The organism is Oribacterium sp. oral taxon 078 str. F0262 (assembly GCF_000160135.1).
In the GTDB taxonomy this organism is placed as follows: domain Bacteria; phylum Bacillota; class Clostridia; order Lachnospirales; family Lachnospiraceae; genus Oribacterium.
The window spans coordinates 801,272-824,470 of sequence record NZ_GG729933.1 but is presented as its reverse complement, the minus strand read 5'-3'; the positions used below and the strand labels follow the sequence as shown (position 1 = coordinate 824,470).

Here is a 23,199-nt window from a genome sequence, read left to right as displayed (position 1 = left end):
CCGCCAGAAGTACCGGGAACAGATCGGGAAACGTGTTCGGGCCAAGTTCCAGATACAGCCTGCGGAAGAGATCGGTTACCGACTGAGAATCGTTATGCTCTCGTCGGACAGCGAGCTGCAGGCCGTCTGTCACGAAGGTGATCGTAAGCATGACAGCCCTCCCTTTTGTACCCTCTGCCGAATCGAGCTCGACCAAAGGGGTGTCCGGATTCTCATCCATAAAGACCTTGAAATCTTCCAGAGTGCGCCCTTCACGACACCTGGGATCGACTTTTACGGTATCCGGCCTTTTGCGGCGGGGATGCATCCTCACCTTGCGCGGCATATCGATGTTCCGGGCAGAGAAGAGGTTTGCGTCCATGTAGGTATACAGCGTCCGTTCACTGACCATGAGTTCTGCCTTATGGTTCAGGCAGATATGGTGCAGCGACTGGCCTTTTAACAGAAGGGGAGAAATGATATCGTCCAGTCGCTTTTGCTCCTCGTCGGAGAGGGCGATTCCCTGACGCGCCTCGGAGAGCACGTCACGGTATTCCATCTGGGCTTTTGCCCCATCGTAGAAGCGCTTCTCAAGCGTACAGAGCCGCTGTTGGCTGCATCCATTGCAGACGTACGGAGGTTTTGCCAGCCTGGGGCATTCTTCCTTCTTGTAGAGTGTGCAGGAAGTCGTGCACTTGCCGCAGACAGAGCAGTAACGAACCCGAGCCTTTTCCGGTGAACATGCCTTGCAGGCGCTGGAAATCCGGCATCCCTTGCGGTTGATGCAGTCATTGAACGGCCTGCCGTAGGCTCCGCTTTTCTTAAATACCAGGTGAGAGCGGACCTCTTTCGAGACGGTGGAGCAGTCCTTACCGATCCTCTCGCCGATGCCCCTGAAGGAATTCCCCTCCTTGAGACCGGCCTCGATCAAGAGCCGATTATCAAGGGTAAGCTGCTTATATTTAGTCATGGATCCTCCTGTTCTGGTCGGAGCAACAGGTGGTGGACCAAGACCTCCATTATAATACTTTTTCAGAAGAATTAACTTCCATCCCATTCTTCGGAAGAATTAAGTTCCACCTTTCAGATTTCCAGGTGGAACTTCGAATAGCAATTAACAACTGGAAAATTTATAAACTTTTTTGCTTAATTCAACTTGATGTTATCCTTTCTCCGCTGTATACTGTCTTTAGCTTTTATGTTTAATTTCACTCGCAGGGAGCCGCTTATGACAATAGGTGAACGGATCAGGCGCGTACGGATGCAGCGCGGTCTGACACAGAAGGAACTGGGCATCGCGCTGGGTTTTCCGGAACGATCCGCTGATGTACGTATCGCGCAGTATGAATCAGGAACCAGAAAGCCCAAGGACGATCTGATCCGGCAGATCGCCGAGGTGCTGCAAGTCAATCCACATGCCATTTCTTCCGTGGATTACGGAACCTACATAGGTCTCATGTACACCTTGTTCGATCTCGAAGACACCTACGGGATGCACGTGGATGAGATCGACGGAGAACTCTGCATCCGGCTCGACCGGCACCGCAAGGATTATCCGGAGCTGTTCGATATGATGCAGCACTGGTATGAAGCCTGGAAACAGGACCAGAAGGATTCCGCCTCGCTCGATGACTACAGCAACTGGAAGCTAAACTACCCGCATTACATAAATTGGAAAAAAGATAAATAGGAAGAACAGAAAAATAGCGCTGCCTGACTTACACGATGTAAATCAGACAGCGCTACTTTTTTAGAATGATTCAGATGTCAGATACTGTTGCCAAAACGTTGCCACAGCTTAAGCATTTTTGCTTGAACCCCGCATAAAATAAAGCTTTTTAAGAGGTGAGATATTATTCTAGCTCAATTACTCGGGAAATTCAAACCGTTTTTTTCTATTCTTTTCGTATTTCTTATACGTATTATTTGATACGCTTTTCGATATATTCATACCGTTCAAATGCTATTGTACCCAAAGTGTACCCAAAACGGAACTTAAATGGAGACAAATCTTTTTGCTATGACATCAGTAATATTTAACTCCTTTAGTTTGTATGTAGCAATAACATTTTTCCAGTTCTGCCTCATCTTATTGCAATTTGTAATGTAATCCTGTAACTCCTCTTCCTCCTTAAAATACTGCTCCAAATACGTCCTCCATTCAGTTTCTGTTAATCGGGCTAACAACCTGTCCGCTATATCTTCAGCAGACCAACTTGTTCCATACTGATTCCCTAACTTTATAAAGAGTATCGCTGTTATACAATCTTTTAAAGCCAATGAAGGAATTATCGTTCCCAAATCCTCTAATAGCTTAATCTGGCTCGGCTCATTATAAAAATTATTCATTGAGAAATGAATATCTTTTAATTTACGTGCAACTGCAATATATGTACGCAATCTTTCGTTTTCTTTAACATAATCAAATCCATGAACGGCTACCATTATTTTACTAAGTACATTTACGCGCTTAGAATCTCTGTTACTTTGATAATCTGAATACATATCTGCAAGAGCTCTTCTCTCATCAAACTTTAGCCGCCCCCATGCCTTCGGGAAGAAGCTATTCATGTTGATAGAAACATTATCGAACTCAATTCCTTCCGTATCAGAGAACAAATTCAGCAAAGATCTAACTGTTATCTTCAAGTAAAAATATGGGCATGACTCAAACATAACCTCATCATCTTCAAAAAGTTCTGATATTCTGCCTGTTTTTAATTTCTCCCTAAAATCATTAAATTGAAGCCCAAAAGAATCTTCATTGTTATATAAAATGTACTTAATCCCATTTTTTATTATTATATTTGCCTCATCCTTTGGCATTTCTTCATAATCGTCAGCCTCTGTATTTTGGAAAAAATTATAATACTCATTAGCATTAAGAAGTTGTCTTTTCCCTTTCTTATCTATAAATCCGAGCTCACTAGACAACTCTATAACTTTGTACGCAGGCAACTCTCTAACATACTCCAAATCGGTTGTCTCGACCATATCTGCTACAAAGTCTTCGCCCAATGACAGGATTCTTCTACGAAGAATGTTGATTGCCCTGGGCCAAACATGCTCTGTAGCAGTTGCAAAATCCCCATCCATATAATACTTTACTACTTTTGCTTGAACAGGTTTCGGCAACGCGATTCCATACGTGATTAACTGTTCAACATTTGTCTCTAATGGTAACTGCAATCCCGCAGGATTACATATTTCTAAACAAGGATTTAAATTGTTCATCAATTCAGAATATCGCAAAGTAGTAAGCCCATTACTGGTATTCTGGGACATCTCAGCATTTATTACCATTATATCTCCTCCAATCTCTGTCACGCGACGTTCATGTATATTCTGAATTTCTCGTAACAATTCTTTTTCATCCGAATAACGTTCCTCAACATTATTAGCAAAGCATCTACTAAGAATACAGTTTATATTATCCCACGCATTTCTTTCCAATACTTTGGAGCGCAAAGCACTTTGGCACCGATGTCTAAGATGCGGTTGCTTTCCCTCACCATCAAACAACGAATTTGGAATACACCCCGTCAATATATATAAAAACACTGCAGCTGCCTGCGTAATATCAGACTGTGGCATTCTCTTCTGTTCAGAAGACCCACTCACAAGTTCCGGCAAAAGGATGAATCGGTTCCCAAGCTGCTGATTTGTTTCGGTTATTCCCTCTTGCTCTTCACGATTAAACGATAATCCAAAATCTATAAGAACAAAAGACATCAGTTCACCATTTGGTAACATAATATTATCTGGTTTAATATCTCTATGAATGATATTATTCGAATGACAATAATACAAAACATTCAACAATTCCACAAAAAAGTTTAGCGCCGTATCAAAATCTGTATCATGTGATTCAACATATTTTTCTAAGGACATTCCTTCGATAAAGTCTGCAACATAATACAGTTTTACCGTTTCATCCTCATATTGATCCGTATTTGATTCCACAATCCTCATCAAATGAACACTATCCAACTGAGAAACATTCTGAACCTCATAATGCATTCTCTCTCTACGCTCTTGATCTTTTTGTTTATGCAAAAACTTTAATGCATATTCCTCTTCACTTGCATCTTGTTCTACTACCTTATATACAGTTCCTTGGCCTCCCCCTTCACCTTCAGCCTTTACTAGCCACTTTCCAGCAATAATATCTCCAGCCTTCATTTTTCACCAACAGGCCTTTTAAGCCATTCTCCTTTACTATTTACGCCGCTATCGCGTTATCATTTATGCTTTCTATTACCTTCCGGATTCCCATCCAGACATTGAGGTCCGTAAATATCTCAACTACGCTGCCCTGATCTGTAAACGGAGATTCTTGAAGAACGGACAGATCCTTCATCATGCCATTGTGAACGATATACTCTACAATCTGGTTCACAAAGTATATCTGCCGGCTATCAAGGTTGTTGCTCTCCAGGTACTCTGAAAATGCCGCCTTAGCAGCATTCATATCAAGACCGACAATTTCACGAACGAGCTCGCCCAGAGGCTTAGATCCATATTCCTGCTCATATTCTTCCTTGGTGCCAAGTTCTGACCAAAGTACCTTTTCCAATGCCTCAATATCACAATGCGACAGCGGTATGTTGGACTTAAGTTTCTTAATTGCCTCGTTATCCTGATGTTCACGGATGTAGTACTCTGCTTTTGCCTTGTAATTCTTCAGGTCATCATTCTCAAGTTCTGATTCCTTCCATGAAATATCAAGGATATCATCCTCAAAGTTCGTATCATAACGAAGCTTCGTATGAGGAATATACTTCATAAGATTACGAAGTTTTTCTCTGATTTCCTCAAACTCGTTGATGCCACAGTTATCGATATAATCCGTATGAAGAATCTTATCGATAAGTTCTGCCTGCACTTTTATTTCAGGAATATTTGCAACACTTGCAATGCCCCTGACACGTTTAAACAGGTCGCTACGGGCTCTGCCATATTTCTTGCCAACAAGATATGCAAGCTCTATGCCATACATAAGCGCATCAAAACGTACCGCACTTGCCTCGTCATCGTTCGGAAGAATCAGCGGAGCCAACTCTTCCCTGACAAGTAACGTATCTTCATACGTCAGTGTCTGATAATTTGTCTCAACCGAATATAAATCAACATATTTCAAATGTTGCCTTACCGCAAAGTTTTCACGAGGGAGCTCCTGCACCTTTCCGGTCATCATCTCTACCAATGCGTTACGATATGCTATAAGCCTGTCTACCTGGTAATCCAGATCTTGCAGTTTATAAGCAATCTCAAACTGTAGATTAAAGATGGCTCCCTGAAGGGCAATCATATTGGCTGTAGGTTTTCCTTTACTCATGCGGAAGAATTCAAAATTCCCACAAAAGTCAAATATATAAAACTTGCTCTTATCTTCACCATCTATAAGTCCCGGACAAAGTCTGGTTCCTCGACCAATCATCTGCCAGAACTTAGCGTAACTCATTACTTTCTTGAAAAAAACAAGATTCAATACTTCCGGTACATCGATACCGGTATCCATCATATCTACGGATATCGCTATCTGCGGAAGTTTTTTAGGCTCCGAGAACTCATCTATCAATGTCTGGGCATAATTAATCCTGTTATCAATAATCTGTGCAAATCCGTTTAAGTGCGGATAATCCTTATTAAATATCTCAAGGATCTTTTCTGCGTGATCATGATTCTTTGCAAAGATGATAGTCTTTCCAAGCTTCTGTCCATAATCTATCTTAATGCCCTCTGTCATAACGGTATGAAGCACCTGACGAATGGTATCTTCGTTAAAAATCCATGAGTTAAGTGCTGATGAACTTATGGCTTCCGGAACATCTCCGTCTTCCATTTCAAAAGTACTTTCATAAATTGCTTTATCTTCCTCAGAAAGATCTCCATACACGATTCCCTGCTCTATGAACTTAAGCTTTGTCTCTACGGACAAGAAATCCACAAGATATCCATCGGTTACAGCCTGCCCAAGCTCATAACCGTAAGTCGGAACGCCTGGTTCCAGTTCAAATATCTCATAAGTATTCTTATCAATATCATCCTTCGGAGTAGCCGTAAGACCTACAAGTGGCGCATCAAAGTAAGTAAAGATATCTCTATATTTGTTATATATTGATCTATGAGCCTCATCACATATCACGAGGTCAAAATGGCCGCTAGTAAACAGCTTTTGATCTTCAGCCTTTACAGAATCGATACAACTCATCATTGTCTGATAAGTTGAAAATACACAGTGGGCATTATAGTTGTCTTTTTCTTCGCAAAGATTTGTAACCGAAAGAGAAGCATAGTTATTTACAAATGCTCTCTTAGCCTGTATTACAAGAGATGTTCTATCAGCTAAGAAGAGAATGTTTTTAATCCATCCTGCATCTAGAAGCACATGACATAGTTCTATTACTGTTCTTGTCTTACCGGATCCTGTAGCCATGACAAGAAGCGCTTTCCGACGATTCTTCTTATCAAAGCTGTCACATACCGCTTTTATAGCAGCCTCCTGATAGTAACGACCGGCAATCTTCTCATCTACATTTATATGATCAAGAGATGTCCGCATCCTTCTGAGATTAAACATCTTTTCAAGGTCAGCTTTAGAATAAATGCCGGCAACCTTTCTCTCGGGGTATTGCCCATCTATGATTCTTGTCTCGAAACCATTTGTTAAGAAAACGCAAGGTCTTCTCTTATATTGCTTTTCCAAAAGATCTGCATAGAGTTTAGCCTGCCGATGCCCTTTTGAAACGTCGGCGCATGTTCTTTTTGCCTCAATAACGGCAAGCGGTTTATGCGAATTGTCATAAAGAACATAATCAGCGTATCTCACTTCAGATTTGTTCGGCATTCCAGGAAGTTCTACTTCATTGATCCAATCGGAGCCTTCCTTCCATCCCGCATCCATAAGCATTGCATCAATATAAATCTTACGAGTTTTATACTCAGAAAGATCCAACGGCTTCGGAACGTAGGTCTCCACCTGTTCTTCACGACGTGAAGTCAATTCTTTCTTTAACGCAGAATTCTCTTCAATGAGCTTTTCAATATCTACATCCGGGAAATCATTATTAAACTGTGCTGTTTCATCCTTTACCAGGAGAGCCTTGTCAAAGGTATGTTCTTCATACTCATCTGCATAGCAATAGCATACAAAATCAAAGAAAATCTGAAGATTTTCAAGACACAGGATAGCTTGATCCTCTGTAATCTTCTTGTTTGAATGAGCAGCATTATTCCCCATCTTACGGATGAAGTCCATACGTTTCATAAGGTCATCATCGATAATATCCCTGAATTCTTCTGTGCTCATAAGACTTATCAGATTGTCCTGATAAGGCATGGTCAGGGATGCATCAACGGAATACATCCACTTTATTGCAAACTCCATTGCCCTACGACAGTTAATTATGCAGGAGGTAGGATCTATATATAATATTTTTTCAGCTGCAATCGCCACATCAGAAAATGTGTTAAATTTTGCCTCCTTTTTCAAATAATCGAAATTGGTCATGTAACTACCTCCTTGCCAGTAAGCATTTTACAGTGTGTCGCTCTTTTTCGAATTACAAGTCGGACACAATACCTGTCTGTTCTCTATCTCAGTATTGCCGCCTTTGCTTCATGGAACAATATGATCCGCTTCCCAATCATTTTCTTAGATAATGTAAATAATGGCCAGGTGGCTTTTGTAGGCATGCTAACTCTCCTTCCAGGACTCAAATCTGATTACTTAAACAAATCAGGTTCTTCATTATACAATTCGATCAACCAAGGCTGAGGAACATATGTCAATATCATTTCATTATTCCATCCTAATGTAAAAGCTTGCCCTGGCATGTGCAAAAACAAGTTGTTTACCAAATAAATGGTATCTCCAGAATTTTTGTCCAGTGATATAGTTTTATCTTCGCTTCTCAAAACCTGTAAAATAATAGTTTTTTGTTTCGGACTTAGTGTCTGATATTTTTTCCTCAAATTTGCTCTAATACGCTTATTTCTCCTTTTTTCAGTAATCTGAGAAATCACTGAAAAAACAACCATCGTAGAAATCAGCGCTACGCTAAGCAGGAACACTATTCCAATAATTTGCTTCCATAAATCCGGCAGTTCATTGAGGCTCATTCGCGCCAAAACATTTTCAGGAAGAAACAATAGCAGTCCTGCCAAAATTGCAACAGCTACCAAAGCTGGCGTTATTTTTTTAAAATTATCAAATGTCTTTTCAGCTATGCTATCAACTGATACACTCATCTATCATTTACCTTTCTTCATTCCTTGTGAAATCTGTTGTCTTATCTCTGGTATTTTCATTGCTTCAGTCAGCAACGATGAACTCAGAGTCGCTTCAAATTCCTTTTGTTGAAGTTCCAACTGATGCGTATGTTCCAAATTCAATTTTTCAAGCTCCATCTAATGCTTGCGCTCTAATGCCTCTAAATCAACTTCATGTTGCTTAGTGATGATCTTTATATCATTTTTTGCCTGTTTTCTTGCTATTGCATAACTAAAAATTCCTGATAAGAATGCACACAGCACAGAAACAACGTATGGTAAATATTCCTGCATACACTCACCTATCCAAAATATTCTTGCATCAAACTATTAAATAAGACTTGCGTTTCCTCCAATGCCTGGCCAACTATATTTTTTGATTTCTCAATTTGTTTTACAAAAGTCGAAAATTCTTCTTGCTGTTTAACTGGGGGCATAATCATTTTAAATGTTTTAATATCGCCAACATTGATATGTGGCGACGCCGAACCGCTCATACCCTTAAGCGCATTATTCAAAAAAGAATCAAAATTCATTGCTACAGATAGAAATTCTGACGTGCAAATTTTATCATCAGGTGACACGAGCATGGATCGCTGACCAAGTGCAACATTGCAATCCCTGTCTATAATGGCAGCTATCCCTAAAATCGCGCCTTCACGAGTATAGACGACATCTCCCTTCTCTGGCTTTTTTCTTTGAGTCCTTTGTTTATACTCTTCCTCTGGTATGAATTCTATATCATCCCACATAATTCTATTTTTTTTGACAATCGATGTTCGAATGCACATAAATCCAGTGTTTTCAGACGTATAGTTTGGGGTGGAATGAGGACAATCGACAATAGACCTGCAGGCATCCTCCAGCGCCTTTGTAGACCATTTTTTTTCATTATTTACCGGATCTCCAAACATCTCAACAAACCGCGCATTGATTAATTCATCAAGTTTGATTAGCTGGTTTTTCCTTTTCGAAATAATAACAGCAAGCTTATCCAACTCATCTGCTATCCTTTCCTGTAAATGGTAATCAGGAACCCTAATGAATATTTTCTCAAGGCCGGCGTTTGTAATCGCTTTCTGTGTTGCTCCTGAGCAATTCTTATCTTTTTGAGATAAAAACATTTCACTTGTCACCAAATGATATAAGCATCTATCTGTAAGCACGTCATCCTTTGGTCTCACCGCGCAAAACCCAGTAGAATATATATTTTGCGATAATGCATCGTCTATCAAAAGAGTCTTTTTAGTACCCTGCATTTTTGCAAAAATAATATCACCTTTATTGACTTCAAGGTTAGCTCTAGAAGGACGATTTTCAAATTCGAATCGTTCTATCTCGTCCGACACTATATAATCCACATCCACAGCGCCAGTACTTATGTAGTTCTTTACACCATCATATTGCTTACATGCGCTGCCAACAATTTCGACGCACTCGGTAAATGCTCTTTTTTTCATATATATCCCTACAATCTTTATTTTTCTTTATCCATTAGACCGCTACTATTACACATTAAGAAGCTTTTCAAGCTCGTCCATTTCCTTGCCTATCTGCTTCTCGATTTCTCTAATATTTGCCATAATCTCAGATGTCGGCGGGTACTCTACAGCAACATACTCAACCTCTTTATATTTATTAATTGAAAGATCATAATCATTATCAGCAATCTCCTTCTTGGATACCATGAAGGATTTATCTGTACGTTTTCTGCCTTTTTCAGCCTCCAGATTCTTGAATCGGCTGATAATATCCTGAATGTCATTATCCTTTATTTCAGTTCGCTTATCATCAAGGCTGAATCCGTCCGCTGTCATATCATAGAACCATACATCATCTGTTCCACCGTGACCGGTCTTCGTGAAGATAAGTATTCCGGTGGAAACTCCAGCGTATGGTTTAAATACGCCGGAAGGCATCGAAATCACCGCTTCAAGTCGCTGATTTTCGACTATTTCTTTTCTGATTGCCTTATGAGCATTGGAAGAACCAAAGAGCACTCCGTCAGGTACGATGCATGCGCATCTGCCGCCTATTTTAAGCATCCTTACGAACAACGCCAGGAATAATAGCTCTGTTTTCTTAGTCTTGCAAACTTTCTGAAGATCCGTTGATACTGTATCAGCGTCAAGGTTTCCCTTAAAAGGCGGATTTGCCAGAATAAGGGAATACATCTCCTTATCAGGATTCTGATCCGATAAGCTGTCACGATACTCTATAAACGGATTCTCCACCCCGTGAGTCATCATATTCATGGCCCCAATACGAAGCATGGTTCTGTCCATGTCATATCCGTGGAACATATCATTCATAAAATGATTTCTGTTCTGCTTATCAAGAAGAACTTCCTTCTTGTACTTTTCTCTGAGATAATCTCCACTGGCAACAAGGAATCCGGAGGTTCCGCAAGCAGGATCACAAATAGAATCTGTCGGCTTAGGATCCATCATCTCTACCATCATGCGGATAATATGTCTCGGCGTTCTAAATTGACCGTTAACACCGGACTGAGCAATCTTGGAAAGAAGATACTCATATACATCCCCGCGGATATCTGTCTGGTGAAGTTCTTCCATCATGGAATAAATCTCATCCATGGCATCCACAATCTTGGAGAGCATCAAAGGTGTATTTACCTTGAAGATTGCATCATCCATATATTTGCTGTACGCAGAGTTCTTATCCCCGTGAAGATTCTTAATAAACGGAAATACCCACTCCTGAACCACCGCGTACATTCTCTGTGCCGAAAAATCATGAAATGTGGACCACTTAAGCTGATTGCCGTCAATCTTTCGATCACCGATTTCAACCTCATCTGCGAATATGCTCTTATACGGAAGTCCCAGCATAGCAGCTTCCTTAGCACGAAGGTTGTCTGTATCATCCAAATCCTTTATAAACATGAGGTATGTCATCTGCTCAACAACATCAAGCGGATTGGTGATTCCTCCGTTCCAAAAAATCTCCCATAAACTATCAATCTTATTACCAAGTTCACCGGTCATTATCGTTCTCCTTTATTCCTTGTCTCTGTTCCAAACATATTTTGTATATCTACCGCCACCGATCTTTATAATACTTTCTGATGACAACAATTCAGACAATGCTCTTTCTACCGTTATACGGCTGATATCAGGACACTTTTCCATAATCTGAGACTTTGTGATCTCACCGTATGTGTTCTTAATCAGTTCAGCCACACGTTCCGGTTTTGAAAGTCCGCTTGTAACCAATACCTGTACTCTGTCAGAAAAATCTCTATATGCTGCAATTACAACGCCCAGCATATACTGAACAAACGGAACGTAATTGTTTTCGTCTTCATGCCAGTTAAGAGAGCTTTCCTGCAAGCATTCATAATATGATTCTTTTGTCTTTTCAATCAGGTGCTCGATACTGATATATTTCCCTACGATGTATCCGGCTCTGTATAGCATCAGCAATGTGAGCAATCTACTCATTCTGCCGTTACCGTCATTAAACGGATGGATACAAAGAAAGTCCAATATGAACATCGGTATCAGAAGAAGCGGATCTATTGTCCCGGAACCGAGAGCTTTATCAAATTCATTACAAAGGTTCTCAATTGACTCAGGTGTCTCCCAAGCAGGGACCGGTCTAAATCTGACAAACTTGTTCCCCTTTTCGTCTTCCTCCTCAATGATATTGTCAGCAGCTTTATATTTTCTGCCGATATCATATCCTTCAAACTTGTATAAATCTCTATGTAACTGAAGAATCATATTCGGTCTGATTGAAATATAATCATGATTTTCATGGATGGTATTAAGCACATCCCTGTAGCCGGCAATCTCACGCTCATTTCTTGTCTTAGGTGTAGTCTTATCCTTTACAAGAGCTTTCAATCTGGCATCAGAAGTATAAATACCTTCAATCTTATTGGAAGACTCAGTACTCTGGATTTTTGCAATCTCCACAAGTTGGGTCAGTGTATCTGCCTTTGCTTCTATAAAAAGTGACTGCTCGCCTTTATACTCGTGGATTTGCGTAAGCAATGCCACGATTTCTGGCGTCAGTAGTTTTTCCCATTTTTTACTGTAATCAAAATTTCTCATTTCAATATCCTCATTCAAACATCAATTCACTCATAAGCGGATTTTATGATGCATTTAAATAATAACACTCATTATACTCATTGTCAATGTTAACTACGTCAAATTTTAGAGAATGATGTAGTTAAGCAAGTGATGATGTAATTTAAAAAAACCGGCGGGAGAATTATCTCTCCCGCCCATTTTACATCATTCCATCGTTTCTGCAGCTACCCAGGTGTAATTTCCCTTCTCATTTTTCTCAACAGCACAGCGCCACCAAGTGCCATCTTTGACTTTTTCAAAATCAACCTCGCACAGCTTCGGACGATATTGGTCCTCACCATTCTTAGCGTGTCGGAAGCAAAATAATTTACATCGTTTTCCATCAACCGTTTCAAAATAACATATTAAGCCCATCGAAAATGCCTTTCGATACCACCCTCTGAACTTTAGCTTAAGTCCAAATATGCCTTCCTCTTTCAAGGTTTCATAAGAGTGGTCATCACGCTCCTCAAATTCTTCCGATATTGTTAATACTCCATATACATTCATATTAAAATCCTTTCCCACTACTATATTGCGATATCATATTTTTTATTCGTTACTACGGTTAAGTTTTTCTTTTGAATCTCCATCTTACGAGATTTTTGCTTTCCGATTTCCAGTTTTTCCTTCATGGACTTTGGTCTGATAAATTTCCTAAATGCTTCCATTAGACCATGTTCGGAAACGAAATCCGTGAACTCTCTGACTTTACAATTCTTCCGTAAGTTCTTCATGGATGACTATGGTTCTGATAGAATTCTCTGTTTTCGGAGAGGATATGATATCCTTGCTCTTTAGCCTTGTGTACGACTCATCAATTCTGATGAGTCTGGCTTCAAGATCAATATCTTCCACTTTCAAAGCCAGAAGCTCTCCAACCCTGATCCCCGTCCAAAACAGAATCTGAAATCCCATCCATGCTTCGTGTTTATTACTTATGGCATCACTGAATTTATTGAATTCTTCCAAGGTCTAGTATGGTCTTTCGTCCGCTCTTCCCTTACCCATGCTCCCCGCTTTCAAACAAGGATTAGAACGAAGGTCATAAAATCTCACCGCGTAATTCATAACTGCTGAGAGCTGGCTGTTGATTGACTTCAGATAAGTCAGCTTAAAACCTTTTTCAATCATCTCGCTCTGCCACCGGCGAATCCTTGACGGAGTAATTTCATTTATGGGAAGATCTCCGAAATACGGCTCAATTTTGCATCTCCATATATGTTCTTTATTCTCTATGGTAGTTTCCTTGAGTCTTTTACCCATATCCTCCATGTGAATCTTCCAAAAATCCCGAAGCGGCATACTCGGATCTGAAGACTGCTGATACTTGAAGTGAGCAACCCATTCCTCCGCTTCCTTTTTGGTTTTGAATCCACGTTTCTGTGATTTACGCTTTTTCCGGTCCAATCAGTAAATCTATAATTCGCCATGTACCGTTTGGATCTCTCTTCGCACTGCTCGCCATCAGGCACTCACCTCCTTACCTCTTGTTCCTCCGAAATACTTTGCATCAAAGAATTCCTTAGGCACCTTACCTCGAACTGCCAGGAAGCCACGGCTCTTGAGCTCCTCATTCATTTGTTTAACGATTCCATAGGCAGTTGTTCTTCCAACGCCTATCCTCTGCGCAATTTCTGCAGCAGTGTAATAAAGTTTTTCATTCATATAGTTTTTATCCTTTCTTAAAATAGTTTTTTGTTACTGTCTCCAACAACCGGTCTGATGGTAGGATTCCCATCACACATGCATCCTTTCAGCATCTCCGAGAATTAGTTCCCCCAAGCTTCCCCCATTACGTGCGACGGATTTTCACCGTTCAAGTTGTGGCTGGGAAGGAATATCATTTGTGGCCTTCATTGCGATTGAAGATTCCTTTTCTTCATTTTGGAATTCCCCGTTATTCGCTCCGTCTATTGACATCTTCGCGCGGGATCCGCATCGCTCGTTACCTGTGTAACCGATTGCGCCTTATTCACTTGTCAAGGTTCGATAAACGGTTATTCGTTCGTTTTATTCTATGCGTATCTTTTAATACGTTTCTTTGTTTTGTATATTCCGTATCTTTTGATACGTGTCAATATCTTTTTCTTGTATTTCCGTATCAAATGATATATTATTTATCTAAAAGGTACGCACAGTACATTTTTTTTGTTTTATAATTACAGCGACAGGAGCATAAAATCATGACTATTGGAGAAAACATCAGGCGTATCCGCAAGGAACGTGGTCTGACGCTTAAACAGCTTGGCGATGAAGTAGGTGTGAGCGAAGCCTATATCCGTGCCTATGAAACAGGCAGAAGAAACCCTAAGCTAAAATCTCTCGAAGCACTTGCTAAAGCATTACACGTAAATGTCGAAGCATTAACCGGCGCTGATTTCGATGGTGTCAAAGCCATGCACATGCTTTTTCAGATTTTCCGTCAATATAGTGGGGAACTTGTTGAATACAAAGATAAGGAAGGCAATAATCAGATTGCTGTTTCCTTTGGGAGTCTCATGTTAATGAGTTCCTGGCTTGAAAGATATGAAGAATATCAAAAAGAAATTAAGGAATGCGAAAAGATAAAAGATGTTTTCGAAAGAGGTCTTGCCCTTATTAAGGCAGAAGAAGCCTTCAACCTCTGGATGGATATTTATCCCGAATCTGAGCGCTGGCCCGATAAGCTGAAAGCACAGAAAGCACACGATCAGTTCATGGATCATATCGGTTTGAATCCTAAGAATGAGTATTAAGTCATTGGGTATAATTCCGAAGAATAATGAAAGTGTACCCAAATCGTACCCAATGCCAATTAAAAAATCCCTACAACCCGCTTAAATTCACGGTTTGTAGGGATTTCGTGTATTACTCCAACTCAATCGTCCCCGGCGGCTTGCTGCTGAGGTCATAGAGCACGCGGTTCACCCCTTTGACCTCGTTTACGATGCGGTTCATGATTCTCTGTAAAATCTCGAAGGGGATATTGGAACACTCCGCACTCATAAAGTCATCCGTTTCGACGGCGCGAAGCACAACGGCATAATCGTAGGTCCGGAAGTCCCCCATGACGCCGACTGAGCGCATATTGCTCAGAGCTGCAAAATACTGGCTGATCTTTCTTTCAAGCCCCGCCTTCTTAATTTCCTCCCGGTAGATAAAATCGGCATCTCGGACGATGCGGAGCTTTTCCTCCGTGACCTCTCCGATGATGCGGACGCCGAGTCCCGGCCCCGGAAAGGGCTGACGATAGACGAGGGACTCCGGGAGCCCGAGCTCCAGACCGACGCGGCGCACCTCGTCCTTAAAGAGATCCCGGAGAGGCTCAATGATGCCGCGGAATTCGATATTCTTCGGAAGCCCTCCCACATTGTGATGGGACTTGATGACGGCGCCGTTTCCGAGCCCGGACTCTACGACATCCGCGTAGATCGTCCCCTGAGCGAGAAAGTCTACTGCTCCGATCTTCTTTGCCTCCTGCTCGAAAATGCGGATAAACCGCTCTCCGATAATTCTCCTCTTCTGCTCCGGCTCCTCCACTCCCTTCAGCTTCTCCAGATACAAGGGACCGGCATTGACGCGGATAAAGTTCAAATCGTACTTTCCCGTCGACCCGAAGACGGCCTCCACCTCATCCCCCTCGTACTTTCGAAGCAGGCCATGGTCCACAAAAACGCAGCTGAGCTGTCTCCCGATCGCCTTGGACAAAAGCGTCGCTGCGACGGAGCTGTCCACGCCGCCGGAGAGCGCGAGCAGGACCTTCCCTCCGCCGACCTTCTCCCGGATCGCCTCGATCTGGTCTGAGACAAAGCTGTCCATCCTCCAGTCCCCGCGGAAATGGCAGATATCATAGAGGAAGGCGTGGATCATCTTCCTCCCCTCCACGCTGTGCTGCACCTCCGGATGGAACTGAAGGGCATAGATGCCCCGCTTCTCATCCTCCATCGCAGCGATCGGGCAGTTTTCCGTGCTCCCGGTGATAGAAAACCCTTCCGGCGCCCTCGCGATATAATCGGTATGAGACATCCATACGCTCGTTCGCTCCGATACCTCCCGGAAAAGTCCCGCGCTTCGGTCTACCGAGAGCTCCGTCCTCCCGTATTCACTGATCGGCGCCTTTTTCACCTCTCCGCCAAGCTCGTAGGCGATGAGCTGCGCCCCGTAGCAAAAGCCCAGGATGGGGATCCCCATATCGAAGATCCGGGGGTCTATGTGCTGACTCTCCTCCCGGTAGACGGACTGCGGCCCCCCGGTAAAGATGATGCCCTTCGGCCTGCGCTCACGGAGCTTTTCGAGGTCGATGTCCGAGCGGTAGATCTCCGCATAGACGCCCTCATCCCGCACCCTTCTCGCGATCAGCTGATTGTACTGTCCGCCGAAATCCAGAACGGCAAGCAGTTCTTTCTCCATCCTTCTCCCCCTCTTTATAAGCCTCTGCAAATCTTCGTAATACGCTGTTCTCCGCTTCGGAAATATCGCGCCGGGAGCGGACGCCCGGCTGAGTCGCTGCAATCGGGACGGCAGAGCCGGACCTAAAAACGTTCCCGCTCGCTCTCTATGCCATTGTACCTTGTAATATGATTTCTATCCAGAGTGCGGAAAAAGATTTTTGCGTTTTTTCGGGAGATTCCCGTCTCATCCCTCAGCCGGTCGATCGTGAGCTTCCCGCTCTCTGAAAGCTCCTGCTCGGAGAGAAGAAGGAGCTTCTTATAAATGCTGTTCAGCGTGCAGTATTCCTCGTCCAGCTTCACGATGGTCTTCTTATCGAAGAGGCAGTCTGAAACATCATTGACCCAGGGCTCCAGCTCCTTTGGAAAGGAAATATCCCGGATCCTTAGAAAGGAAAGTCCGGTCTTTTGCAGGGAATTTACGATCTGATTTGAGATCTCCGTATAGCGCGCGTCCTTTATTACCCGATATCCCGCGGCGGATACTCTGTCCTTATTTTTCCAGATCCTCTTTTCCTCATTCCATGCATCGAGAAGCAAAAGATAAGGCTTCGTATCGAAATCCGAAAAGATCCGGCTTCGAAGCACCATCTGCTTTTCTCCCGCCCGATAGGGATAGGCTTTGTGGAAGTCCGCAAGATACTTCTCCAGCTCTTCGAGCTTTTTCTCCAAAAGCTCCTCGCTGAACACATAGCGCTCCGGGCCGGAGGAAAGGATGCGAAGCTCTCCTTTTTGTCTCAGCGCCTCTGCCATTTCAGAGAGCTCCGAATCCCGGAGCTGCATCTCCCTTTTTAAGGCGGAGAAGGAAACAAAGCCTCCCCTGCTCCTACGGAGCTTCTCCCGAAGGACTGCATCCTGACTCCCCCTCTCGAGCTCCAGGAGCTCAAGATACGCGGCTCTCCCTCTCCGGTGCTTTCCCCTTGGCACGGGGTCGATGATGCATCCTCCTCCGAGGGTCTCCCGGATGGACTCGTCTCGGAGGATGAAGCGATCCCCCCGACTCGCCGCGGCCGGCTCCTCCAGCTGAAGCTGCGCGAGTTCGCTTTCTCCATTTCGTACCTCCTCCAGGGATGCCTTGAGAAGGACGAGCTTCGCGCGGATATGCGCCGTGCCGAGGAGTAGCTCCAGGTTCGCGTTGTGGCGGATGCTTCTCCCCGCGTCATTCAGACTGCGGATCCTCACATCGAGGAGGAGGGAAGGGCGCATGGAATGCGGCTCTGCGAGGACCGCGCCCCGTCTCAGCTCCTGCTTTTCAATCCCCGAAAGATTCAGAGCAGTGCGTTCCCCTGCGAGCGCTCTCTCCGCGTCCGCGCCGTAGACCTGGACATTCCGGATCCTGACGAGCCGCTCCTCGGGATAGATCATGGCGCTGTCCTGATTTCGGATCCTGCCGGAGAGGAGGGTCCCCGTGACGATCGTGCCCTGGCCCGGGATCGAGAAAACGCGGTCGATCGGAAGGCGGAAGACTCCCTCCGGGGATTTCCCCCTAAGCTCTCTCCCGCCCTCGCTGATCGCCCGCGAAAGCTCCGCAATTCCCTCCCCGCTCTTTGCGGAGACCGGATAGATCCCGGCACCCGCGTAGGCCGTTTCGGAGAGATAGCTCCGAATCTCCTCCTCCCGGAGAGAGACCTGCTCCGGCCCTGCGAGGTCTGTCTTTGTGAGCGCGACGATGAGCTTCGGGATCTGCAAAAGCTCCAGGATCGAGAGATGCTCCCGGGTCTGCGGCATGATCCCCTCTGCCGCGGAGATCACAAGCAGAGCGAGATCCATGCCCACTGCGCCGGCGGCCATGGTCTTTACGAACTTCTCATGCCCCGGCGTGTCGACGATACCGATGATATGTCCGTCTGCTCCCCGAAAGGAGGTGAAGCCGAGCTCGATCGTGATGCCCCGCCGCTTCTCCTCCTCCAGCCGGTCCGTGTCACAGCCGGTCAGCGCCTTGATGAGCGCTGTCTTTCCGTGGTCGATATGTCCCGCCGTTCCGACGATGATGGGGTGCTCCTCCGCCCCCGCCGGAGCGCTATTTTCCATTTTCTCTCTTCCTCATCTTGAGCTTGAGAAGTGCAGCGGCCTTCCTCGCATCCCGCTCGTCCAGGTTGTTCTCTCCGACCACATTGGTCTCAATCCCTTCCGCGCTCTTATTGATGTCCACGATCGTATCCATGTACTCATTGCTCACGACAAACTGGGCCTGCGTCCCGACGAAGCTGACGCCGACGACGGAGATGCCCCGCTTCCCGATCTCCTCAATCGCGTGGGCGAAGTCCACATTGCTGTTTCCCCAGCTGTCCTCGCTCACGACGGCGCCGTCCGCCCTCATCGCCTCCAGCCAGGCGGCGACGCGCTCTCCGGTGAAATATTTATTCTCGTTGTCCTGCGGGATACCGGCGATGACGATCCCCAGAAGATCCAGGTCCTGGTCCTCAGAGAGAACCGAAAGCAGCGGATCTCTGAAATGATGAAGTGTGGTTTCCTTTGTAGAGGGTCCGATCCCCATAATTCCTCCCTTCTTCCCCGGGGAAGCTCTGAATCTCCCCTAGTAGAGCGCGCGGATCGCTCCGTCCCGGTACTCATTGGGAGACAGTATCATCGGAGCGCCTGTGATATCAATGATGGATCTCCCGCCCAGAAAGGCCGAGGGCTCCTTCGCGAGAAAGTGCGTATCATACATCGCCCCCTGGCCGGACACGAGCTTCACGAGTGCGACCTTCTTCTTTCCCGGCCGGGCGATGTCCTGGTAGCTGTGCTTCTCGGTGAATTTCCCGGGGTTCAGCTTCTTAAGCTTCTCCCGGATCTCCTGGCAGAAGCGGTCGCAGAGACGGTGGACCGCATCCGGTCCTGTCCTGTGATAGCCCTCCATCGCCTTCAGCGTCACATCCAAAAGGAGAATGATGTCGTCCTCTCCCGGTGTGCCCGCCCGTCCGAAGATCATATGCTCATCCAGCATCCCGTCCGAGTTTCCGAAGGCGCTGATGGGATTTCCCTCCGTATCCGCCCCTGTCAGCACCACATAGACGCCGGTCAATGTATGCGTGATGCCCTCTCCGAGTCTCCCGAGCACCTTCGCGGAGATCGGAATGACATCCATGATGGAATTCACCGGGATGTGTCTCTTTCCGGGAGGAAGGATGCTGAGCCTCGCATCCGTGATCAGCGGCTCCTCCTTCCTAAACTCCGAGAGCGCGGCGGGATTCAGCGAGAGCAGATAGCTCCCATCCTCTCTCTGTTTCAGAGAAAAGCGCTCGGACTCCTCCACCTCCGATACATGATAGGCCTTGATGCAAAGCTGGCGGAATACGATTTCTCCGTCCATGCTGTCTCTCCTCTCTTCTTCGCTCTCCCGCGGCATCCTCCGAAAAATACCCCGATGCCTCTCCTTTCGGAAAATCCGGCGGAGAAAGCGCTGTCACAGGCGAAGCCGGATACATGGATGGATCCCATGCATCCGGCCTCGCGGATCACTTATACTTTTGCTGCGTATTCATACGGTAACGGAACTACCTTTCCTGCTGACTCGATCTTCTCGAGCTGCTCTAAAGTATCCTTTACAATATTATACTGCATTTCCCTGTTATTTGGCTCACCGGCATTTGCACCCATCGGAACGAGAGGAGCAACTGCTCTCGGAGAACCGGTCTGTCTTACGACAGGAGGAAGCGCGGCAATGATGATTGTCGGAATGCCCGCTGCCTCGATCGCTCTCTGCACAAGCACGGCAGAACGATGACAGGTTCCTCAGCCAGCGGTGAGGATTACAGCGTCAACGCCTTCATCCTTTAAGATCTTCGCGATCGCAGGTCCCGTTTCGTTTTTGAACTTTTCCTGATTTCCGCCGCCGCCCATGAAACCGACGTGTACCGGAGCTACACTGCCGATGACGCCGTCACGCGCGAGCTCATGCAGACGGTCAATCGGGAACATACAGTTGATATCTTTATTGACATCACTGTTATCATATCCGCCGTGAGACACCATCAGATCGCTGGAGGGCATCGTATCCTTGATGATCCTGTAGCTGAAGTCGCCGGCCAGGTTAAAGCGCTTGTCCTCTTTCCAGTGGACACCGGCCGCCGTGGCAATCGCGATCTTCATCTGATTCAGCGGCTTTGTGACCGGAGCCCATACAGGAGGAGGCGTGACCGGTACGAAGATCTCGGACTGGAGCCCCTTTACTACTGTAAAGCCCATGTCTTTTCTCCTTTCATAGATTTTTATGTAATCCTCCGCTCCTTCGGTCAATGACCTCTATGGCGGAGATTACAGACGTACTTTTCATTGACCTCCGGGCCGAGCTGTTCGATGAAGCTCATGCGAAAGCCGACCTCCTGCCCGACCTTTGGTTCATAATCCGTGATGAGCATCCTCATCGGGATCTCCAGATAGCCGAGCCTTCCTTTCAGGTCAATGCCCACGGAACCATCATGCACCTCCACGATGATCCCCTCCATGTCTATGATTTTGTCCATGTATTTCGGCATATCTTTCCAGCCTTCCCGCCGAATTACATGTACTTTTCCTTGAACTTCTCGCTCATGGGAAGAGAGGTCTCATTCTCCACAAGCTCGACAGGCTTTCCTGTGACATTGGAGATCAGCTCCTCATTCTGCGACTTGACGCTCGGATTCCACTTCTTCTCCGCCTTCTTGATCTCCTCACCGGACATCTCAGCCTTCAGCATATACATCGCGCGGACCGCATCCTCCGGGCAGAGAGTATTGTTCGCGAGAATCTCGTTCTCGATGCCTCCCTCGGACTTGTTGTTGTCCACCATCGCGGTCATGTACTTGTTTCCGACGACGAGTGCGCCCTGGTTCGCGCAGAAGGACATTCCGACGACGTGGATGCCGCGCTTTCCGATCTGCTCGATGTGGCTTGCGAAGTCGATATGGTTATTTCCGAAGCCCTCGGTGGTGACGAACGCGCCGTCCGCTCCGATGACCTCCAGTGTCATGCCGACTCTGCGGGAGACATAGAACTTCTCCGCATTGATCTGCGGGGATCCGACGAGCACCACGCCCGCGAAGTCGATCTCCTTGTCATAGAGCGCCTCCAGGACAAGCGGCTCCCTCCAGTAATGGCGGGACATCTCCTTCGACGCCGGCCCGATACAGGTCAGTGCGTGGATGCAGCCGTCCAGAAGTTCGAGTGGAGATACGACGACCGGGACATTTCCGAGGTCTACGTTCGGGCGCGCCCCCAGGACGCCGACCGGCTCGACCGGGAGGAGGAGGTTGTCATGCATCGCTCCCTGTCCCATGATCTCCTTTACGACGACGACCTTCTTCTTTCCGGGGTGCCTGTGCTGCTCAAAGGTCTCCGTCCCGACGACGAGACTCTCATCTGCCTTCTTCAGGGCCTCGCGGATCTCCTGGGTGATGACATCCGTCGCGCTGTGCGCTGCCAAGGGGCCCGGGCGCTCCATGTTCATCTTCGCCTTGATCGTGACATTGGTCTTGATGAAGATGTCTCCCTTGTCCGGCGCACCGGGGCGGCCCCACATGATATTCTCATCGAGGAAGCCCTCGGAGGAGCCGAACTCACCGATCTGAACGCCGTTCTCATCCGTCCCGGATACGACCATGACGACATCGTCGAAGACTCTGGTCACGCCGCTTCCGAGCTCATCCTCTCCCTCCTTCACCGCGATCGGCTGCACATCCATGATCGTGTTGGAGAAGGTATGGTACTGATCGGGGGTGATGATGTCGATCTTCAGATCCAGCACGATATCCTGGGAGTCGACCGCTTCCTTCTCAATCCCCTCGCGGATCGTAAGGACCGTGCCCTCCAACTTCGTCTCCGGACCTCTCCGGACCTCTGTGATCTTAAAATGCTTTCTCGTGAGGCTTCGGACGAGGATATCCTCCTCCTTCTCAGACGCCTCGGCCTGGGGCAGCGCGGGAAGAGCCTGTCCGGCAGCCGCCGCGCTCCGTCCTGCGGCGGGAGCCGCTGCCGCAGCGATCCCCATCGGGATCTGAATGTCGATCCCCTTCCCCTCTCCGATATGAATCTTCAGTGTGCCGCCTGCTGCCAGGGGAGCGCTCCCCTGTACCGGCGCGGGCGCTGCTGCAGGCTCTGCCGCAGCGGGGGCCTCCGCCTCCTTCTTCTCCTCTGCAAAGCTCTCCGCCGATCTCTCCACGAGATCCGCGGTGAGCGGCGTCAGGGAATCACAGGTCTTTAAGAGCTTTCCTCCCAGAACCTCGCCGATCTTCAGCGCTCCCTTCAGATTGAGAAGTCCGGAATCCACGAGCTCATCAAAGATCTCCGGATCCTCCAGATTGTGACTGGAGAGAATCACACCTTCCTCTGCACGGCAGCAAAGCACTGCCGGGCTGTCCTTGTGACTCTCCGCATATTCTGCCGAAATAGACATAAAACCTTTCCTTCCTTTCCCGCTGCTCTGATTCCCTGTGACT

The 23,199-nt window shown here is 46.2% G+C and carries 21 protein-coding genes and 1 pseudogene; 2 read left to right on the top strand and 20 right to left on the bottom strand.

Annotation, left to right across the window (positions count from 1 at the left end; translation table 11 throughout):
• On the bottom strand, positions 1-949 hold a 949-nt coding region (locus tag GCWU000341_RS03825; RefSeq protein ID WP_009214428.1), incomplete at its 3' end, for a helix-turn-helix domain-containing protein.
• 258 nt (positions 950-1,207) lie between these two features.
• Here GCWU000341_RS03825 and GCWU000341_RS03820 point away from each other — a divergent pair.
• Positions 1,208-1,669 (top strand): helix-turn-helix domain-containing protein, encoded by a 462-nt coding sequence (locus GCWU000341_RS03820; RefSeq protein WP_040653055.1) that lies wholly within the window; start codon positions 1,208-1,210, stop codon positions 1,667-1,669.
• Positions 1,670-1,974: 305 nt separating this feature from the next.
• Here the strand turns inward: GCWU000341_RS03820 and GCWU000341_RS03815 are convergent, their stop codons facing one another.
• From GCWU000341_RS03815 to GCWU000341_RS03775, 12 genes and pseudogenes are all read right to left on the bottom strand, one after another.
• Positions 1,975-4,161 (bottom strand): serine/threonine-protein kinase, encoded by a 2,187-nt coding sequence (locus tag GCWU000341_RS03815; RefSeq protein WP_009214426.1) that lies wholly within the window; start codon positions 4,159-4,161, stop codon positions 1,975-1,977.
• Positions 4,162-4,201: 40 nt separating this feature from the next.
• The gene (locus GCWU000341_RS03810; RefSeq protein ID WP_009214425.1) at positions 4,202-7,492 is read right to left on the bottom strand and encodes a DEAD/DEAH box helicase family protein; all 3,291 of its coding nucleotides are present in this window, start codon (positions 7,490-7,492) and stop codon (positions 4,202-4,204) included.
• A 27-nt stretch (positions 7,493-7,519) separates the two neighbouring features.
• A pseudogene (locus tag GCWU000341_RS14445) lies at positions 7,520-7,591 on the bottom strand (HNH endonuclease signature motif containing protein); the annotation flags it as partial.
• A 116-nt stretch (positions 7,592-7,707) separates the two neighbouring features.
• Positions 7,708-8,232, bottom strand: a complete 525-nt coding sequence (locus GCWU000341_RS03805; protein ID WP_009214424.1) for a super-infection exclusion protein B — start codon at positions 8,230-8,232, stop codon at positions 7,708-7,710.
• Between the two features lie 3 nt (positions 8,233-8,235).
• On the bottom strand, positions 8,236-8,391 hold the full coding sequence (locus GCWU000341_RS13425) for a hypothetical protein (RefSeq protein ID WP_009214423.1): 156 nt from the start codon (positions 8,389-8,391) through the stop codon (positions 8,236-8,238).
• A 164-nt stretch (positions 8,392-8,555) separates the two neighbouring features.
• Positions 8,556-9,713 carry a restriction endonuclease subunit S gene (locus tag GCWU000341_RS03800; protein WP_009214422.1) on the bottom strand — a complete coding sequence of 386 codons (1,158 nt, stop codon included), beginning with the start codon at positions 9,711-9,713 and terminating at the stop codon, positions 8,556-8,558.
• Between the two features lie 48 nt (positions 9,714-9,761).
• A complete protein-coding gene (locus GCWU000341_RS03795) occupies positions 9,762-11,261 on the bottom strand; it encodes a class I SAM-dependent DNA methyltransferase (RefSeq protein ID WP_009214421.1) in 1,500 nt (499 codons plus the stop codon).
• Positions 11,262-11,273: 12 nt separating this feature from the next.
• A complete protein-coding gene (locus tag GCWU000341_RS03790) occupies positions 11,274-12,332 on the bottom strand; it encodes a Fic family protein (RefSeq protein WP_009214420.1) in 1,059 nt (352 codons plus the stop codon).
• A 186-nt stretch (positions 12,333-12,518) separates the two neighbouring features.
• Positions 12,519-12,863: a hypothetical protein gene (locus GCWU000341_RS03785; RefSeq protein ID WP_009214419.1), complete on the bottom strand. Its 345-nt coding sequence runs from the start codon at positions 12,861-12,863 to the stop codon at positions 12,519-12,521.
• A 201-nt stretch (positions 12,864-13,064) separates the two neighbouring features.
• Positions 13,065-13,325: a tyrosine-type recombinase/integrase gene (locus tag GCWU000341_RS12565; RefSeq protein WP_009214417.1), complete on the bottom strand. Its 261-nt coding sequence runs from the start codon at positions 13,323-13,325 to the stop codon at positions 13,065-13,067.
• A 3-nt stretch (positions 13,326-13,328) separates the two neighbouring features.
• Positions 13,329-13,763 (bottom strand): Arm DNA-binding domain-containing protein, encoded by a 435-nt coding sequence (locus GCWU000341_RS12560; protein ID WP_009214416.1) that lies wholly within the window; start codon positions 13,761-13,763, stop codon positions 13,329-13,331.
• Positions 13,764-13,820: 57 nt separating this feature from the next.
• Entirely contained in the window at positions 13,821-14,021 is a 201-nt protein-coding gene (locus GCWU000341_RS03775; RefSeq protein WP_009214415.1) for a hypothetical protein, read from the bottom strand.
• A gap of 518 nt (positions 14,022-14,539) precedes the next feature.
• Between GCWU000341_RS03775 and GCWU000341_RS12555 the strand changes: the two genes are divergently transcribed.
• A complete protein-coding gene (locus tag GCWU000341_RS12555) occupies positions 14,540-15,091 on the top strand; it encodes a helix-turn-helix domain-containing protein (RefSeq protein ID WP_009214414.1) in 552 nt (183 codons plus the stop codon).
• 112 nt (positions 15,092-15,203) lie between these two features.
• Here the strand turns inward: GCWU000341_RS12555 and guaA are convergent, their stop codons facing one another.
• The 7 genes from guaA to prdA form a co-directional block, all read right to left on the bottom strand.
• Positions 15,204-16,745: a glutamine-hydrolyzing GMP synthase gene (guaA, locus tag GCWU000341_RS03765; RefSeq protein ID WP_009214413.1), complete on the bottom strand. Its 1,542-nt coding sequence runs from the start codon at positions 16,743-16,745 to the stop codon at positions 15,204-15,206.
• Between the two features lie 122 nt (positions 16,746-16,867).
• Positions 16,868-18,814: a selenocysteine-specific translation elongation factor gene (gene selB / locus GCWU000341_RS03760; RefSeq protein ID WP_009214412.1), complete on the bottom strand. Its 1,947-nt coding sequence runs from the start codon at positions 18,812-18,814 to the stop codon at positions 16,868-16,870.
• On the bottom strand, positions 18,804-19,280 hold the full coding sequence (locus tag GCWU000341_RS03755) for a glycine/sarcosine/betaine reductase component B subunit (RefSeq protein ID WP_009214411.1): 477 nt from the start codon (positions 19,278-19,280) through the stop codon (positions 18,804-18,806). Before GCWU000341_RS03755 ends, selB begins: the two co-directional genes overlap by 11 nt.
• A gap of 39 nt (positions 19,281-19,319) precedes the next feature.
• A complete protein-coding gene (gene prdD / locus GCWU000341_RS03750) occupies positions 19,320-20,096 on the bottom strand; it encodes a proline reductase cluster protein PrdD (RefSeq protein WP_036600621.1) in 777 nt (258 codons plus the stop codon).
• Positions 20,097-20,245: 149 nt separating this feature from the next.
• Positions 20,246-20,971 (bottom strand): D-proline reductase (dithiol) protein PrdB, encoded by a 726-nt coding sequence (gene prdB / locus GCWU000341_RS13020; protein ID WP_081443126.1) that lies wholly within the window; start codon positions 20,969-20,971, stop codon positions 20,246-20,248.
• Positions 20,972-21,018: 47 nt separating this feature from the next.
• On the bottom strand, positions 21,019-21,261 hold the full coding sequence (locus GCWU000341_RS03735) for a CBO2463/CBO2479 domain-containing protein (RefSeq protein WP_009214407.1): 243 nt from the start codon (positions 21,259-21,261) through the stop codon (positions 21,019-21,021).
• 23 nt (positions 21,262-21,284) lie between these two features.
• Positions 21,285-23,156, bottom strand: coding sequence for a D-proline reductase (dithiol) proprotein PrdA (gene prdA / locus GCWU000341_RS03730; RefSeq protein ID WP_040653050.1), 1,872 nt, complete (start codon positions 23,154-23,156; stop codon positions 21,285-21,287).
• Positions 23,157-23,199 lie beyond the last annotated feature (43 nt).

Coding starts and splice junctions, on each gene's coding strand:
- GCWU000341_RS03735 (WP_009214407.1), bottom strand. CDS start 21,261: ATGCCGAAATACATGGACAAAATCATAGACATGGAGGGGATCATCGTG.
- GCWU000341_RS03810 (WP_009214425.1), bottom strand. CDS start 7,492: ATGACCAATTTCGATTATTTGAAAAAGGAGGCAAAATTTAACACATTT.
- GCWU000341_RS03820 (WP_040653055.1), top strand. CDS start 1,208: ATGACAATAGGTGAACGGATCAGGCGCGTACGGATGCAGCGCGGTCTG.
- GCWU000341_RS03775 (WP_009214415.1), bottom strand. CDS start 14,021: ATGAATGAAAAACTTTATTACACTGCTGCAGAAATTGCGCAGAGGATA.
- selB (WP_009214412.1), bottom strand. CDS start 18,814: ATGGAAAATAGCGCTCCGGCGGGGGCGGAGGAGCACCCCATCATCGTC.
- GCWU000341_RS12555 (WP_009214414.1), top strand. CDS start 14,540: ATGACTATTGGAGAAAACATCAGGCGTATCCGCAAGGAACGTGGTCTG.
- prdA (WP_040653050.1), bottom strand. CDS start 23,156: ATGTCTATTTCGGCAGAATATGCGGAGAGTCACAAGGACAGCCCGGCA.
- GCWU000341_RS03805 (WP_009214424.1), bottom strand. CDS start 8,232: ATGAGTGTATCAGTTGATAGCATAGCTGAAAAGACATTTGATAATTTT.
- GCWU000341_RS03815 (WP_009214426.1), bottom strand. CDS start 4,161: ATGAAGGCTGGAGATATTATTGCTGGAAAGTGGCTAGTAAAGGCTGAA.
- GCWU000341_RS03795 (WP_009214421.1), bottom strand. CDS start 11,261: ATGACCGGTGAACTTGGTAATAAGATTGATAGTTTATGGGAGATTTTT.
- prdD (WP_036600621.1), bottom strand. CDS start 20,096: ATGGACGGAGAAATCGTATTCCGCCAGCTTTGCATCAAGGCCTATCAT.
- GCWU000341_RS13425 (WP_009214423.1), bottom strand. CDS start 8,391: ATGGAGCTTGAAAAATTGAATTTGGAACATACGCATCAGTTGGAACTT.
- GCWU000341_RS03800 (WP_009214422.1), bottom strand. CDS start 9,713: ATGAAAAAAAGAGCATTTACCGAGTGCGTCGAAATTGTTGGCAGCGCA.
- guaA (WP_009214413.1), bottom strand. CDS start 16,745: ATGGAGAAAGAACTGCTTGCCGTTCTGGATTTCGGCGGACAGTACAAT.
- GCWU000341_RS03785 (WP_009214419.1), bottom strand. CDS start 12,863: ATGAATGTATATGGAGTATTAACAATATCGGAAGAATTTGAGGAGCGT.
- GCWU000341_RS03755 (WP_009214411.1), bottom strand. CDS start 19,280: ATGGGGATCGGACCCTCTACAAAGGAAACCACACTTCATCATTTCAGA.
- GCWU000341_RS03790 (WP_009214420.1), bottom strand. CDS start 12,332: ATGAGAAATTTTGATTACAGTAAAAAATGGGAAAAACTACTGACGCCA.